15 protein-coding genes and 1 tRNA gene are annotated in these 16,689 nt (G+C 31.4%); 11 read left to right on the top strand and 5 right to left on the bottom strand.

Annotation, left to right across the window (positions count from 1 at the left end):
• Positions 1 to 45: 45 nt before the first annotated feature.
• Positions 46 to 774, bottom strand: coding sequence for a type III pantothenate kinase (locus tag AB8B52_RS02440; protein ID WP_406024882.1), 729 nt, complete (start codon positions 772 to 774; stop codon positions 46 to 48).
• Positions 775 to 876: 102 nt separating this feature from the next.
• Between AB8B52_RS02440 and AB8B52_RS02435 the strand changes: the two genes are divergently transcribed.
• Positions 877 to 949 (top strand) — tRNA-Phe (locus AB8B52_RS02435).
• An 87-nt stretch (positions 950 to 1,036) separates the two neighbouring features.
• Here the strand turns inward: AB8B52_RS02435 and AB8B52_RS02430 are convergent.
• From AB8B52_RS02430 to AB8B52_RS02415, 4 genes are read right to left on the bottom strand one after another with little or no spacing between them, the layout of a single operon-like run.
• On the bottom strand, positions 1,037 to 1,666 hold the full coding sequence (locus AB8B52_RS02430; protein ID WP_406024880.1) for a hypothetical protein: 630 nt from the start codon (positions 1,664 to 1,666) through the stop codon (positions 1,037 to 1,039).
• 14 nt (positions 1,667 to 1,680) lie between these two features.
• Positions 1,681 to 3,117 carry a hypothetical protein gene (locus AB8B52_RS02425; protein WP_406024878.1) on the bottom strand — a complete coding sequence of 479 codons (1,437 nt, stop codon included), beginning with the start codon at positions 3,115 to 3,117 and terminating at the stop codon, positions 1,681 to 1,683.
• Between the two features lie 21 nt (positions 3,118 to 3,138).
• Positions 3,139 to 4,332: a DUF4407 domain-containing protein gene (locus tag AB8B52_RS02420; protein WP_406024877.1), complete on the bottom strand. Its 1,194-nt coding sequence runs from the start codon at positions 4,330 to 4,332 to the stop codon at positions 3,139 to 3,141.
• Between the two features lie 46 nt (positions 4,333 to 4,378).
• Entirely contained in the window at positions 4,379 to 4,990 is a 612-nt protein-coding gene (locus AB8B52_RS02415) for a hypothetical protein (protein ID WP_406024875.1), read from the bottom strand.
• A gap of 309 nt (positions 4,991 to 5,299) precedes the next feature.
• Here AB8B52_RS02415 and AB8B52_RS02410 point away from each other — a divergent pair, with 309 nt between their 5' ends.
• The 10 genes from AB8B52_RS02410 to AB8B52_RS02365 all read left to right on the top strand — a co-directional run bounded on the left by AB8B52_RS02410 (position 5,300) and on the right by AB8B52_RS02365 (position 16,686).
• Entirely contained in the window at positions 5,300 to 6,958 is a 1,659-nt protein-coding gene (locus tag AB8B52_RS02410) for a hypothetical protein (protein WP_406024873.1), read from the top strand.
• An 853-nt stretch (positions 6,959 to 7,811) separates the two neighbouring features.
• Positions 7,812 to 8,390 carry a restriction endonuclease subunit S gene (locus tag AB8B52_RS02405; protein WP_406024871.1) on the top strand — a complete coding sequence of 193 codons (579 nt, stop codon included), beginning with the start codon at positions 7,812 to 7,814 and terminating at the stop codon, positions 8,388 to 8,390.
• 217 nt (positions 8,391 to 8,607) lie between these two features.
• Positions 8,608 to 8,916, top strand: coding sequence for an HNH endonuclease signature motif containing protein (locus AB8B52_RS02400; RefSeq protein ID WP_406024869.1), 309 nt, complete (start codon positions 8,608 to 8,610; stop codon positions 8,914 to 8,916).
• 57 nt (positions 8,917 to 8,973) lie between these two features.
• Positions 8,974 to 10,464 (top strand): type I restriction-modification system subunit M, encoded by a 1,491-nt coding sequence (locus AB8B52_RS02395; protein WP_406024867.1) that lies wholly within the window; start codon positions 8,974 to 8,976, stop codon positions 10,462 to 10,464.
• On the top strand, positions 10,461 to 10,862 hold the full coding sequence (locus AB8B52_RS02390; RefSeq protein ID WP_406024865.1) for a hypothetical protein: 402 nt from the start codon (positions 10,461 to 10,463) through the stop codon (positions 10,860 to 10,862). The genes AB8B52_RS02395 and AB8B52_RS02390 overlap by 4 nt, the downstream gene beginning before the upstream one ends.
• A 2-nt stretch (positions 10,863 to 10,864) precedes the next feature.
• Positions 10,865 to 12,100 (top strand): restriction endonuclease subunit S, encoded by a 1,236-nt coding sequence (locus AB8B52_RS02385; RefSeq protein WP_406024863.1) that lies wholly within the window; start codon positions 10,865 to 10,867, stop codon positions 12,098 to 12,100.
• 3 nt (positions 12,101 to 12,103) lie between these two features.
• Positions 12,104 to 12,445, top strand: a complete 342-nt coding sequence (locus AB8B52_RS02380; RefSeq protein ID WP_406024862.1) for a hypothetical protein — start codon at positions 12,104 to 12,106, stop codon at positions 12,443 to 12,445.
• Positions 12,446 to 12,468: 23 nt separating this feature from the next.
• Entirely contained in the window at positions 12,469 to 12,762 is a 294-nt protein-coding gene (locus tag AB8B52_RS02375; protein ID WP_406024860.1) for a hypothetical protein, read from the top strand.
• Positions 12,763 to 12,766: 4 nt separating this feature from the next.
• Positions 12,767 to 13,429 (top strand): hypothetical protein, encoded by a 663-nt coding sequence (locus tag AB8B52_RS02370; RefSeq protein ID WP_406024858.1) that lies wholly within the window; start codon positions 12,767 to 12,769, stop codon positions 13,427 to 13,429.
• Complete coding sequence (locus AB8B52_RS02365; RefSeq protein ID WP_406024856.1) at positions 13,426 to 16,686, top strand: type I restriction endonuclease subunit R; 3,261 nt, start codon at positions 13,426 to 13,428, stop codon at positions 16,684 to 16,686. Before AB8B52_RS02370 ends, AB8B52_RS02365 begins: the two co-directional genes overlap by 4 nt.
• Positions 16,687 to 16,689: the final 3 nt, after the last annotated feature.

Below are 16,689 nucleotides of genomic sequence, written 5' to 3'. Positions count from 1 at the left end.
TAGAACTTACAATTGTAATGAGTATTACAACGAATCGTTTTATCATTATTTTGAATTATATTCTAGAATAAAATTCAAACCCTCCAATAGAAAATTTGAATTCGCAAATATGCTATTTTTTAATTGGTTTGACAAAAATTTAGCATCACCTCCTGTTAAAATAACTGTTAAATCTCGGTAATCTTGACGATATTGATTAATAATTCCGTCAATTTCTGTAATTACACCAAACACAACACCAGAATGAATTGAAGCTTCTGTTGAATCACCTATAATTGTTTTAGGTTGCTTCGTCTCTAATAACGGAAGATTAGCCGTTAAATTATTTAGTGTTTTGTATCGCAATCTAATCCCTGGAGAAATGGCACCTCCTAAATAGTTATTAGAGTTGGTTATAAAATCATAAGTAATACAAGTACCTGCGTCAATAATCAAAACATTTTTATTAGGAAACTGATCGACCGAAGCACTAACTAAAGCCATACGATCTACACCTAAGGTTTTTGGTGTTTGATACAAGTTTTTAAATGGCAACTTCGTTTTACTATTTAATTCGAGTAATTTTAAATCTGTCGCTATGACTTCAATTTGCTTTTTAGTTAATTTCCCTACAGAAGAACTAATGGCAAACCTTAATTTTGGAAACTCTTTTTGAATCAAATTGTAGTGCTTCTCAAACTCTGAAAGTTCAAAACTAATTTTATATATTAGATTTTTGCCATTAAAAACAGCAAACTTAACATAGGTATTTCCAACATCGACAATAAGATTCATATGTAAATTCTAAGGTACAAATTTATAAAATCAAATTTTAGCAAATTCTTTTTGTGTATATTAAAAATGCGCCTATATTTGCAACCGCTTAAATAAGCAATTGGTGCCTTAGCTCAGTTGGTAGAGCAAAGGACTGAAAATCCTTGTGTCCCTGGTTCGATTCCTGGAGGCACCACATTTAAACCCTGTAAGCTTAATGTTTACAGGGTTTTATGTTTTTATAGGGACAATAAAAGGGACAACAACAAATTATCTAGTTAAATTATTCTATATCTAAATGTGCGTTACTCACCCAAACTGTTTTACCATTTTCATTCTTCACTCCTCTTTGGAAATTTGCCCTTCGTTTCTTTTCTTTCGGTTTATATACAGCTTTACGATATTGTTTTAAACCATCATTGCTCAGCCACGATTGTCCATTTTTAGATACTTTATAATTTGGCCCTACATAACTTCGCCCTAATCTATTTGCTTCTGTTTCGGTAGATTTAAATGGCAATGTCCAATTTCCTTTTTCCTTAGCCAAAGTTTTATTAATTTCTAATTGTTTTTGTTGAATAGTATTAAAAGATTTAGCTCGAGGTTTGTTTTTACTTAGTTTACCATTGGAAATGGTATTACTTCCTTTGGTATTGGAAGCCTTTTTTATTGTATTTGAAGCGTTTTTTGTTTTACTATTGCTATTTATATTATTCTTTTTAGGTTTTACGGGAGTATTCTCCAGTGGTTTCGATGTAGGTTTTCCTACTTCCACTTTTTTGACTTTTTTTACTTCCTTAGAAATGCTAGCCTTCGGAATTTTTTTTACAGGTAACTTTTGAGCAAAACTATTTTGATTCGATATAAGTCCGACAAATAGTAGTGTAATGATATATATTGTTTTGGTTTTCATATTTTTTCTTTTAATTAATATTTAAGTTTTGTGTTTCTACTAAGTGAGCCTGACAAAATTCCAACTCCTACTATAATTGGTAAATCTTGTTTTAGTCTATTTAATTTATCTTCTTGAGTAGATATAGATGATGTTGTATTGTAGGTCCATACAATTCCTTCTGCCAATTCAATTCCAAAAGTTGATAATACATTAGATGACTTTCGTGATAGTCCTGTTTTATATAGTTGTCTAGCCCCAGTCTTTGAAAAAATCTGAGCTGGGGAAAAAAACATTGTTGAAATACCACCAATTGAAAATTGATTACTATAGAATTGCTTATGTCTCATTTCATTTTGAGCATAAAGCCATCTTTCTTTGTTATAATCTATTTCATTGAATTTATGCTCTTTAATAATTTTGTTATAAACTTTAATAAATCCAGTTTTTATTATTCCAATTGCCTCAGCAGCTTTGCCATAAAAAAATGTCTCCCCTGCACCATATAAAAGTGCTTTTTGCTCTTCATTTTTCATAACCCCAAAATAATCTTGATTAAAATAGTATGAAGTCTTCAATAATAAAATACTATCGTTCCGCTGAACAAGTACTTCCAATGGAAATTCAATTCCCTTATTTAAGGAATTGCCATGCAACCATAAATGATAATATAAGTCACCAAATGAAAATATTGGAGCACCATTTAATGCAGTTATTAAATCGTGCTTCTTTAATGGAACACTACCACCATCTATAGAAAATTTATGAATTACATTCTTTATTTCGATACCAGGCTGATTATAACCATTCATATCTTCTAATTCAAGACCTAAATGAAAAGGGAAATCTTGAGCTGGTTCTGGGAACATTTTATTAAACTCAAATTGTGCTTGAATAGAATTTGAAAGCACCTTTGAGAAGCTTGATATGGAATCAATAATTTGCTTGATTTCATTTATTCCACGTAAATTAATAAACTCACTGAACTCATTATCGTAAATAACATGAGTTGATTCGCTTTCAGAATTAGACTCAACTACAACAAATCCAGATAGTTCAGACCCATCATTTTTCTCATTCTCAATAATTTCGTCCTTTTTAATAGTATAACTAAAACCATCCTCATATACCTTTAAAAACAAGGCTTTATCATCGCCATCGAAATACATTTTACCTTCATGTTCATCTTTCAAATCGTAAATCCAGCGAATAAGCTTAGGTGCATTTGATTGGGCATGAACAAAAAATTCAGGTCGCATAAAATTATAATCATGATTAAATTCAAGATGTTCGCCAGGCTTTAAGAAATACCATCCTTTAACACCCAAAATCTCATTATTAATTTCACATGCATACGCCAATTTAACCTCATAAGGTGTCGTGTTAATTATTGTTAGTTTTGCCTCTTTATTTCTTCCAATAAAGCAAAATCCTATAATCGTTACCAGTATTATGAATATCAATTTTTTCATATCAATAAAATTTTGAATTCTCTATGATTGGATTTCAATATTAAGTCTATCAAGAAGATCTGATAAACCCTTATAAGAATTTCCTAAATCCAAATTATAATCCTTAATTAATTCGCTATCCTTAATAACTTTTGAACCTTTTTTACGGCACTCTAATTCTTTCACATACTTTTCAAGTAGTTTTTCAACAAGCAGCTTAACTTCGGCTTCTTTATTTTCAATTTTCGTCTGAATTTCTTTAATATTCAAGTCCCCTACTTTCTTCATGTTTCTAAGTTTTTCTTCTTGAACTATTATTGAGTTCGTCTCATTTGTAAGCCTTTCAACAATTTTAAGATGTTCCCTATCTCTTAGGTCTTTTACTTTGTAATAAAGATTAAAACTGCCTGAATTTGAAATTTTCACTAAAAAAGGTGTTAAATCTAGTAGAATAAAAAACACCCGCAACAACCAAATAGTCCATGCTACAGCTGGTTCATTAGCTGCTAAGTTCTGTAGACTTCTATACGCACCAATTATCCCAGTCGCCTGTATATTTCTAAGATTAGAAATCTTAGATTGTTTACTCAGCTCTAATTCTCTTATTTGATTATCAGCACTATTTTTAAAAATATCAAAATCCGCTTTAAATTCGTTGTAATCTTGTAGCTTCTTTTGATAAATTGGACCAGGATTACGCACACCACTTCCCCCACTACCGTCAAGTTCAATAGTATATATATGTTGAAATTTGAATAACTCTGATCGTTGATCCTCAATATCATCTTTAATAGCATAAATCTTTTCGTCATAATATTGAACAATCTCTTCTTGCTTATCAAATAACTCACTCGCTTGTTGCTCTTTAATACTATCACCGAATATACCTATAACCATAGGTTCAGCGATTAAAAAACCCATTGTAACAGCAAGTAAAAACCGACCAAATAAACCAATTGACAATTTTCCCGGTCTTCCTAAAGCTATTATACTCCTATCAATTAATAAAACTATTCCTGAGGCAAATACACCACCAAAAATTGAATATGTCAAATTTTGTGTTACAAAATAAATTCCCCACGTGTAACTTATTATAGCAGCACCAACAGGCACCAAAATTAAAGACGCTATAACTAACTTTTCATTTATTTCACTCTTCGTACATTGCTCAAGATTCGTCTTATCAAAACCAGCCAATCTTAATAATCCTATTTGTATAAAATTTAATTTTCTCATAATTCATTTATTAAAAAAGCTGCGAGTAAAATACCCACAGCTTTTGTTAGTTAAATTTTTCTAATTCACTATCAACAATATTCTCAAACCTAAGAATTATACTGTCTAAAAAACGAAAATGGCGCTCTTCCTCTCTTGAAATACTAGCCAAATAATTCTTTTTGATGGAAGGATAGTTGTCCAATTTACTTGCTTCATCATACTTAGTCTTTATCATTTCGATAAATCCTAATTGTCTTGAACAAACTTCATCAGAAGTTTCAGCCATTTTTTGCATTAAAAATGAACCCACTTGCTGTCTGTAATAACCCTTAATCATTTTTACACCAGCGTCACATTTTTCGTGCAATCCTTCTAATCTAGCATCTAGTAACGTTTTGTAAAAACTAAGTTTATAGTCCGCAGACACTTGAACCAATTCAGTCTTTATCCCTTCTACTACATCAAACATCCTCTTGTTACCCATTCTTTCAAAAAAGCCCCAGTCTTTATTCAAACTGCGATCATATATCTGGTCTATACTAGTATTGCTCTCATTGACAGAATCTTGACCTTCCGACTGATTTATTATATCAGTTTTATCCTTTTTTAAAGGTTTTAAGTTTTGTTTATACTTATTATTCTCTTCATTATCATTTTGAAATCTTGATTTGTACATAATATTTGCTATTAATACTTTCGACAATTGTAGGCAGCTAAGATTTGAAGTTGGTTTAGTTTTTCATAGGCAGAAGATTTTTTGATTATATCTTCAAAGCTAACTTGGTAAATAGATAATGAATAAAAATTTTTATTAATCAACAGAAAATCTTAATTATGACATGATAAAGTCAAGAACAAATCAAATTCCTACATTTTCAGCACATTAAATCATCAAAGAGAATTTTTTTTGAGTATTATTTTTTTGTGTTTTATAAAGGAATGTTTAGTTTTAGCTACTAGCAAATAATTTCCCTCAAGAAAAAATATGGATCACTTTTTAGCGCAATTGCTCGATGAATTAGATAAAAGATATATTAATAAAGATTTTGATATTATTGGAATTGAGGATTGCAATGTAATTTCATTAGCTGCTTTAAAAAAATTAAGGGAAATCCAGAAAGAATATAATTCAAAAACTAAAACATTTAGCTCAAATAGAATTGATGAAAGCTTTTCCTATGAAAATTTCTCATTATTTATAAAGTATAATTATATAAATAAAAATGAGGGGTCTGGGAAAAATATAAAATCAAAAAGAATCGATGACCCTGATTTAAGTGATATTTGCCAAATATCAAGAGCAGAATACCTAAAGAATCACTTAAACAAAGGCAATATTAATAGAAAAAGATTTCAAGATCTTTATGCGCTTGCCCTAGGTTACAATGGCTACAGAGATTTTGTAAAACAGAAGAAGCTTCTTGGGCAACCTATAAGAAAGGAACACCAAGTGAAATTTAATTCCCCATTAGATAATGAATTAATAAAATCTCTATTTGTTAACGATTGTTATTTATACACATACAGTGAAGCCATTGGAAAACCAGATCAAGATACGAATTATAAGGATATTAATTTCCCTACTATTGACGCATTAGTAGTTCAATTAAATAGTCTTAATAATACATTTGAAATTAAAAATATCCAAGAAGAAGACAATCATAGTGAAGGTATAATTTCATGGGCTGGAAAAACAGATGGGATTGCATTCGACATTAATTTTCCTCAAAAGGATAGAAGTTTGCATTTACGTTTTCATATACCATCTTTACATCAAAATCACAAAGACGTTTATATTCTATTAGGAACCTTTTCATTTGTTCACTTCACTGGTCTAATTGTAAGAGGCACTGTTGTTTTAGAAAAGCAAAATGAAAAGCAGCAAATTGAACCTTATAAATATAAATTTTCATTCAATAATCAATCTGATAATGAGCCACCTCCTGAAATTCAAAAGTTACTATTTGATAGATATTTGAATTGGTCAAAGATGAAAGGTAATATCTACAACCATCAGACGTTAAAAAATTGGATAAAGAAGAGAGAGAAAAATGAATATATAAGAACAAAAAAAAGAGATTTTAAATATCTAATTACTTATCCTGTAACATCATTAGAAACAACACTGCAAAATAAAATTGGGAAGTCTTTCGAAAGAGTCATAGATGATTTTAAACAAAACAATTCTGAGCCTTCTTCAGATACATTAAAGAGATTATTGAGAAAGAACAATTACCATGATCACGGAAGTTTAAAAAACTTAATAAAAACAATCGATGAAAATCTAAAAAATGATAAACATTTAATTGAGCTTTTTCCTTTAAGCAAAGACAATATATCCTCTGAAAATAAAATAGATCTAAATAAGGCTATTTTTGATTCAATAAATAGAGCAGTCACAGTGGTAATTGTTATACCGAACGGAGAGTACTTGAAAAAAAGCAGTGTTTATACTATTGCAGGTTATTCCATTGCACTGCGAAAAAAAACTTTCATTTTACATCAAGATCAAGAGGATTTACCATTAGTTATTCAAGAAAATATTAAATCAATGGGATTATATGTCTATCAATATGAAACTATTGAAGAATTACCATTTTTATTTTACCTCAAAAATCCAATAAATTCTAAGTTTAAAGTATAATCACTTCGACTAATTTACTAAATCCTCTTCCAAACACTTTAATAAGCCGATCTATCATTTAGAGCATATCTAATAAGTATAATTTTCTTTTATCATGTCACATCATTAGTAGAATACATAGAATTGTTTTGAACATTTGTCTCCTGATTTCGACATTCTCGCTCTCCAGAAACAACAATTTTAATTCCACAAAATCCTAATGTATTCCGTGAATCACTAACTGGAAAATTACTAATCATCAATCCAAATTCGTATTGCTTTTTCTTGAAGAAAATATTCCCAAAATCATGATTAAAATTCCAATTTCGATATACTGTATTACTTGTAGGGTTATAACCAGACACTATACGTACCGTAACTCCATTTTATCTAAAACGTGTTCCTTTGGTCTGGGCGTCATAAAAATTTTCATCAAAGAAATTCAATAGTTTATGATAGCCATCATCATTTATAAAATCTAACATATCTCTTCATTCTGGTGATAATAAGTCAGGGTACTCAATAGTTTCAATACTAACAATTGGGGTAAAAACACCTTCTCTTTGTGTATTAACAAAACGTGTATGTGTACTTAAACCTCTCACAGTATTATTGTAGAGCTCATTTCTCCAATGACTATCCAAAAATATCTTATAATCTTGCTCAAATTGTGCATAATGTGCTAATAGATTTACCCTAACTAGCAATTTTATTGAATCCGAGAAAGCCAATGATAGCTAGTACAAGAAAATAAATCACTAATTTGAAACCTTCTACAAAATAAAAAATATCAAAAAAATGTGATTTGAAATGCTCTACAATAAATATTTTTTATACATTTGTACCATAAAATGATAAAAAGTAGAGTGTTTTTATGGTAAAAAAACTTGGAAATATTGCAGAAATACAGTTTGGTTCTTACGATAAGCCTCAAGAAGAGGGTAATGTAAAGTACTTGCATGCTGGTCATTTTGACAAGCTGTTAAAGCCTTCAAAATTTGAAGAAAGTTTTGTGGAACTTGATGGTAAAAATGATAAGTTTCTGCTACAACCTAACGATGTTATTTTAGCTGGCAAGGGGCATAGAACCTTTGCATGGGCTTACGATGTTGATTTTGGTCAAGCCATTCCATCTTCTCTATTTTATATAATTAGAACACATCCTTCTGAAGTTTTAGGGGTATACCTTGCGCAATATCTTAATTCCGAGAAAGTACAGTATAATCTTAAACTTATTGGAGCAGGTGCAACAATTACTTCTATACCAAAAAAAGAATTAGAACAAGTAAGTATTGTTGTGCCGTCAATAGAAGAGCAAAGAAAAATTGTTGATTTTATTGAGCTTTTAGATGAAGACTTAAGATTAACACAAGATTTATTAGAAAAGAGGACAGCCCTAAAAAAGGGGCTTATCAATAGATTAATTAGTAACGAAATAAAAATGAAGACATAAAAAAAAGTCTTAAAAAGTTAGTCTCTTTTTAAGACTTAATATAAGGTATCGTTTTCTGTCAGTGGTTTGTCAACCGAACTGAAGCTAACAATGTTTGTGACAAAACAAAAGTATGCCTTATTAATGACATATCAAAATACCGATTTGTCTGGACTCGGCAATAATGTACTAATCCGTAAAAATATAGTGCAATAAACTTTTAAATACAAAAATAGTAATGATAAGATTACTTAATGAAAGTGGTTTTTCGGAAACCACAATACAAGCTGTTTGGGAAAAAGCAACCATAGTTATTGGTAAAGACTCAAACAAAATTAGAAAAGATGCGAATGGAGCATGGATTTATAGAAACAAATATGGAGACACATCTTCAACTATTAATAATGGTTGGGAAATAGACCATATTAAGCCTAAATCCAAAGGTGGTTCTGATGCTCTTTCGAATTTACAGCCTTTACAATGGGCTAATAACAGAAGCAAAAGTGACGATTACCCAAATTGGGTGTATAATATAACTGCTGCTTAATATTAATATCCGTAGAGGGTGCTTAAAACATTCTCTACGGTTTATAAAAAGAACATAATGAGTAATAAGTTAACACAACAAGAAATAAACTATCAAGTATGGAAAGCCTGTGATACGTTTAGAGGCACCATAGATGCAACCCAGTACAAAGATTACATTCTAACAATGCTCTTTATAAAATATATCTCTGATGTAAATAAAGAAAAGAGAGCTGATTATTTAGAGAAGTACAACGGAGATAAGGAACGTGTTGAGCGTGCTATGAAACATGAACGTTTTAAAGTACCTGAAGACAGCTCTTTTGATTATCTATATGAAAATAGAAATGCCGATAACTTAGGTGAGCTAATCAATATTGCATTAGAAAATATTGAAGATGCGAATCGTTCTAAATTAGAAAAAGTGTTCCGTAATATTGATTATAATTCGGAGCCTAATTTAGGGCAAACAAAAGACCGTAATAGACGATTAAAGCACTTACTTACTGATTTTAAAGGATTGGATTTAAGACCTTCCAATCTAGAAGGAAATGACGTTATTGGTGATAGCTACGAGTATCTTATTGCAAACTTTGCTTCAGATGCTGGTAAAAAAGCGGGAGAGTTCTACACACCATCACAAGTATCCACTTTATTAGCTAAACTGGTAGAACCTAAAGAAGGTGACAGAGTGTGTGACCCTACTTGCGGGAGTGGCTCTTTATTATTAAAAGTTGCTGATGAAATAGGTAGTAAAAATGTTTCCCTTAATGGTCAGGAGTTAAACGGAAGCACTTGGGCATTAGCTCGTATGAATATGTTCTTGCACGAAATGGATAACGCTCACATACAATGGGGTGACACCTTAAATAATCCACTTTTAAGAGAGAATGATAGTGCTTTAACAAAATATGATGTTGTGGTTGCAAATCCACCGTTTTCATTAGATAAATGGGGTGCAGACAACGCCAGTGCAGACCGATATCAAAGATTTCATAGAGGTATTCCGCCTAAAAGCAAAGGGGATTATGCTTTTATAACGCATATGATTGAAACTTTGAATGAGCATGGAAAAGCTGGAGTCGTATTACCTCATGGTGTATTGTTTAGAGGTAGTTCAGAAGGTAAAATTAGAAAGCAACTTATTGATGAAAACCTATTAAAAGCGGTCATTGGATTGCCAGCAAACTTGTTTTTTGGAACTGGGATTCCTGCTACTATTTTAGTGTTTGACAAGAATAAAGGTGATAATACAGACGTATTATTTATTGATGCAAGTAACGAGTTTGAGAATGCTAAAAATCAGAATAAGTTGAGTGATGCTAATATTGAAAAGATAATTGGCACTTACAAAAATTGGGAAACCGTTGATAAGTATAGCTATGTAGCAACGTTGGACGAGATTATAGAGAACGAATATAACCTGAATATCCCTCGTTATGTAGACACTTTTGAGGAAGAAGAACCTGTTGACATTAAGGCTACGCAAGAAGAAATTAAAGCTATTAAGCTAAAGATTGAAGAGGTAGAAAAGAAATTGGTACAGCATTTAGAAGCATTAGGGATATGAGCAGTTTACAAGAATATTTTTTAGCAATAGACGGTAAAATTAAAGGGCATATGTTAGAGATTGCAAGTTTGCATGATGTAAGCCTAAAATTCACAGGCTACTACATTGAAAATAACAGAAGAACAGGTAGCTTTCCACCACAGCCCTTTTATTTAACCTATAAAGAATACAGAGATGAATGTCCTTACGATGATGTTACTCATGTTAGATACTTTTTTGAGTTAACCAAAGGAGATGAAAAGCATGTTGCTACAGTTCATTTAGGAGCACCAGATTTTTATGATATTCATTTTTCTATTGAAGAATTAGGCGGTGGAGTTGAAATTAGAGACCCAGAACATACACACCTCTCTGATTTTGACCTTTTAATGTCATATGTTAAAACCAAGTTTAGTTAATTATGAGTGAGATGTTAAAAACATATGAAGAAGCACTTGAGACTAAAGAAGGTTTTAAGAAAACAAAAATTGGATGGATTCCAAAGGATTGGGAGATAAAGCAAATTAAAGACTTTGCAAAAGTGATTACAGGTAATACACCGCCAACAAAAGAACCGTTGAACTATGGTTTTGATTATTCATTTGTAAGTCCTGCTGATTTAAGTAGCCAAAAATATGTTTTAAAGACAGGAAAAATGCTATCAACCAAAGGTTTTGAACTTTCAAGAAAAATGCCAATAGGAAGTGTTCTGTTTACTTGTATTGGCTCAACAATTGGAAAAACAGGCATTAATAAGGAAGTGTTAACTTCTAACCAACAAATTAATGCTATTTTACCGAGCAAATATCATGATAGTGAATTTATATATTATGAACTCAACAGGTTAGTTCCAAAAATCAAATTACTGGCAGGTGAACAAGCTGTTCCTATGATAAATAAGAGTGAGTTTGAATCAAATTATATCATATTTCCACCACTTCCAGAACAACAAAAAATAGCTTCTATTTTATCAGATTGGGATAAAGCTGTAGAAAATACACAAACACTTATTGATAAATTACAACTACGCAAAAAGGGCTTAATGCAAGAACTCTTAACTGGAAAAACTCGCTTAGCTGGATATAGAGATGAATGGCAATTAATAAAAGCTGGAGACTTATTTGAAAACCATACAGACAAGAATCATGATGGCACGCTAGAGGTTCTATCTGCGACTCAGGATAAAGGTGTAATCCCAAGAAGCGAAACAGGAATTGATATTAAGTATAACCCGAAATCACTTAAAAATTATAAGCGATTGGATGTTGGTGATTTTGTTATTAGTTTAAGGTCATTTCAGGGTGGTATAGAGTATTCAAATTATGAAGGTCTAGTAAGTCCAGCTTATACGGTTTTAAGGGATAAATTACCTATTTCAAAGCTGTTCTACAGAGAATACATGAAAACTCAAAGTTTCATAAATATACTTAATTCAATGATTTATGGAATTAGGGATGGTAAACAAATTAGCTATAAAGAATTTTCAACGATGAAAATTTTATACCCATCAGTTAAGGAACAAAAAGCAATAGCTTCAGTAATAGAAATAGCTGATAAAGAAATAAATCAATATCAATCCTATTTAGAACAGTTGATAGCACAAAAAAAGGGTTTGATGCAACAGTTGTTAACAGGTAAAATTAGGGTTAAAGTGTAAATTATGATATTAAAAGATATTTATGGTATTTGGAGACACGTTCATGGAGATGTAGTAACTGACTTTGCAGTTCGTGTTTTTGATGTAAAAACAAATAAAGGCAGGTCTCGATTTGGCATCCATGGTAAAGATGAAAATGGTAATGTAATTGACTACGCATGGGAAGGCGTTATTGTTGGGTTAAATGATAATGGTGATGGGACATTTACAATTGAAATTGAGCAAATAAAATTTACAGAAGACAAACCTAAATATCAAGAACTAAAGATTTATATGCTTGCTGGTAATGTTATGATGTTAGAACTTGCCAATGGTGATATGGTAGAATTTGAAAAAATTCGATAATTAACAATGAAAAGTTTCGCTAAATGAAAAAAGAATTAGAATTATTAAACAGCTTAACTCAAGCTCAAAAAGCAGAGTTAGATAGTGATATGCAACAATTGTATGTCAATTGTTATGAGCAAACCAAAGGTCAGATAGACAAGCTTAAAGATGTAACTGTGAACATGCGTTTGCAAGACGAAGTATTTCTAAAAGTAACTTTTGAGTTCGATAGAGCTATTGGCGAACAAGGAACAGGTAGAATAACAGCTTTATCTAAATACCCAAACAAACTGGCTTATGAAGCTGCGGTTGCTGCTGAGCGGAATTTGAATTGAAATTATGCAGGATAAAATCATCATATTAAAAAATACTAAGAATGGTATAGTTAAAGATACTATTGTTAGCGTTCAGGATACAATTCGCTTGAATTTGGAAAATTTAGTCAAATTACAGAAGCCAGATGAAGATTTGGTAGTTCACACGATAGCTGAACCATTATCAGGGATAGAATTATTTGGAATATGGGTTGGTGCTATTTTAGCGATAGTTACAATAATTTATACACTAATACAACTCAATAAACTTCTGAAAAATGACAACGAATTACAATCTCAAATTAATGAATTAGTAAAGCTAAATAATTTGTTCGAGAGAAGATTGAGGATGTCTGTAAAACCTAGGCTATGGTCAAATGGTAGTGGAATGAATAGAATAAAGCAGGATTTTTACATTCAATTTGACAATAGAGGACAAATTGCCTATTACACAGGTTGTGAAATACTTGAAGGTGAAGAGAATATTTCAAAAATTGAGAATTGGAATCAAGATATACCCATACTCACAAATGATTACATAAGACTTCCTGGAATTTCTAAAATCGACCCACAAGCTTTATACTTCAGAATTAAAATCTTTTACTATGATATGGAGAAATATGAGTATGAAACAGTAATAGAATGGAATAAAGGCAAAGTAAGATTTTTAGAAACTATAGAATTATGAGTACACCATCATTTTTAGAAGACCATATATCTCAAATCCCAGCAATTCAACTGTTGGTTAACATGGGATACGAGTATGTGTCACCAGAAAAAGCTTTAGAATGGAGAGGTGGCAAAAAGTCACATGTTCTATTTGAAAATATTCTGAAGAAACAGCTTAAAGAAATAAATAGTATTAAACGTAAAGGGCAGATTTATGAGTTTTCAGATGCTAACATCAATTCAGCAGTTATATCCTTAAAAGATTTACCTATACATGAGGGTTTTTTAAATGCCAACGCTGCATTTTACGACTTAATCACATTAGGCAAGGCAATGGAGCAAAGTATTGATGGTGACAAAAAGAGCCATACATTACAATACATAGATTGGAAGAATCCTGAAAATAATGTATACCATGTAACAGAAGAATATGCTGTATTACGAACAGGAAGAACAGATACTTATAGACCTGATGTATTACTATTTATAAATGGAATTCCTACTGTAATTATTGAGTGTAAAAGTCCATCGTTAAAAGGAACTAAATCACCAACCGAATTAGCGATTGAGCAACACATAAGAAACTTTGGTAAAAAGGGAATTAGGTCTTTGTATATCTATTCTAACTTATTACTGAGTATAGCAACTAATGATGGAAGTTATGCTACGACAGGAACGAGCAAAGAGTTCTGGGCAAAATGGAAAGAACAGTTTGCTAATAAACAAGCGGAATCAAATTATTGGAGAGATTTAAATGTTTTAAAAAACAAGCCAATAAAGGAGTCAATAAAAGATGATTTATTTGCAGAAAGAACTCACGGTTTTAATTACGCGAGACGTTATTTTGATGGTTTGGAACAAGAGGAAAGACCGTTGACCAAACAAGATGAGTTGCTGTATAGTTTATGTAGACCAGAGCGAATAATTGATATAATCAGAAACTTCACAATATATGATGAGGGTATAAAAAAGGTAGCCAGATATCAGCAGTTCTTTGCTGTTAACGATACATTAAATCGTGTTACTCATTTTGATAATGCAGGAAAACGACAAGGAGGTGTTATATGGCATACTCAAGGCAGTGGAAAATCACTAACTATGGTTATGTTAGCTCAAATGATAGCATCAAGTTCAGAAATATCAAATCCAAAAATTCTATTGGTAACTGATAGAATTGATTTAGATGACCAGATATCTGATACCTTCAAGAAATGTCAAAAAGAAGTTAAGCAAGCTAAAACAGGTTCGCATTTAACTGAACTTTTGAATGATAAAAGTGATGCGATTATAACAACTATTATTAACAAGTTTGAAGCAGCAGTAAAACAATGTAAAAAACCGTTTTTGTCACCTGACATTTTTGTAATGATTGATGAAGGACATCGTACTCAATATGGTAGCTTTAACGTAAGTATGCAACGTGTGTTTCCTAATGCTTGTTTTTTAGCTTTTACAGGAACACCTTTGATGAAAAAGGAAAGAAGTACTGCACATAAGTTTGGAGGTTATATAGGGCTTCCTTACACTGTAAAAGATGCTGTGGAAGATGGTGCTGTAGTTCCGCTTTTATATGAGGGTAGACATAATTTGATTACCGTAGATGAAAAACCAATTAATAAGTTTTTCGATAAAGTTTCAGAACCACTTTCAGAATACGGAAAAGCAAGTTTAAAGAAAAAATTTAATACCATAAACGAACTCAATAAGGCAAAAAAGGTTATTTATGAACGTGCTTGGGATATTTCAGAACACTATACAAGTTTCTTTCAAACCAAAGGAGATAAGTATAAGCCTAAAGCGCAGTTGGTAGCACCAAGTATCAAAACTGCCTTGCTATATAAAGAGTATTTAGACGATATCAATATGGTGACTTCTGAGGTGATTGTAACTCAATCTGACCAAAGAGAAGGAACTGAAGATGGGTTTTACATTGTAAATGAAGAAAAGCAGAGAGAGGATGCTTATTTCGATGCTATGATTGATAAGTATGGGGATTTGAAGCGATTTGAGAAAAGTATTATCACACAATTTAAGAAGCGTGAACATCCAGAAATACTAATAGTGGTTGCCAAACTATTAACTGGTTTTGATGCGCCTAACAATACCGTTTTGTATTTATGTAGGTCATTAAAGGAACACACATTATTACAAGCGGTAGCGAGAGTAAACAGAGTATTTCCTGGGAAAGATTATGGGTATATCATTGATTACTACGGGAATTTAGAGAATTTGGATAATGCATTAAGCACCTATTCTGGTTTAGCAGAGTTTGATGAATCCGAATTGGAAGGAACATTAACCAACCTTAATGAAGAGGTTAAGAAATTACCGCAATCGCATTCAGAGCTTTGGGATATTTTCAAAACACTTAAAGATAAAAATCTTGAGCCAACAGCTTATGAAGAGTTACTATCGCCTGAAGATGTTAGAAATAATTTTTATGAGAAGTTAAGTCATTTTGCTCGCTTATTGAAGATGGCTTTGTCATCAGTTGATTTTATTAATAATACGGATGCTAAGAAAGTTGACATTTACAAAAGAGATGCAAAATTCTTCTTAAAACTTCGTGTTGATGTTAAAAGGCGTTACAATGATGACTTGTCTTATAAAGAGTTTGAGCCACAAATACAGAAATTAATTAATAAGCATATTTCTACAGAAGGAGAAATCATGAAAGTAACCGAACTGGTTAATATTTTTGATAAAGAGGAAAGGGAAGCTGAAATAGAAAAAATCACTGGCAAGGCAGCACAAGCAGACCATATTGCAAGCCGAACAATTAAGGCGATTAATGTTAAGATGCAAGAAGACCCAGTATATTATAAAAAGTTGGCAGACTTAATTAAAGAGACTATTGAAGAGTATTATTTAAAGCGAATTTCCGAAGCCGAATTTCTAAAGCTTGCTAAGGAGTATGAAGATAAGTTTTTGCATGGAAGGTCTGAAGATGCGCCAGAAGAATTGGCTGATAATGATGCTGCTTTAGCATTTTATAATTTTAGTAAATCGGTATATGAAGATACTGAATTGCTTAAAACACCATTTCATATTGAAGTAAGTTTGGCTATTGACAACACAGTTAAACAGCATATTTATTTGAATGGTAATAAAATTATAGAATGGCATAAGAATGATGATGTCACAGGGAAAATCAATATTGAACTTGGAGATGTACTTTATGAGCTTTTAAGGAAGTTTAATTTAGATACGAATTGGGATAAGATTGACCATCTGATTGAGCAATGTATGAAAGTTGCCATATTGAAATATAAGTAATTT

Origin of the sequence: Winogradskyella sp., from assembly GCF_045105575.1 — a bacterium.
GTDB lineage: Bacteria > Bacteroidota > Bacteroidia > Flavobacteriales > Flavobacteriaceae > Winogradskyella.
This window is presented reverse-complemented; position numbering and strand designations above follow the sequence as displayed.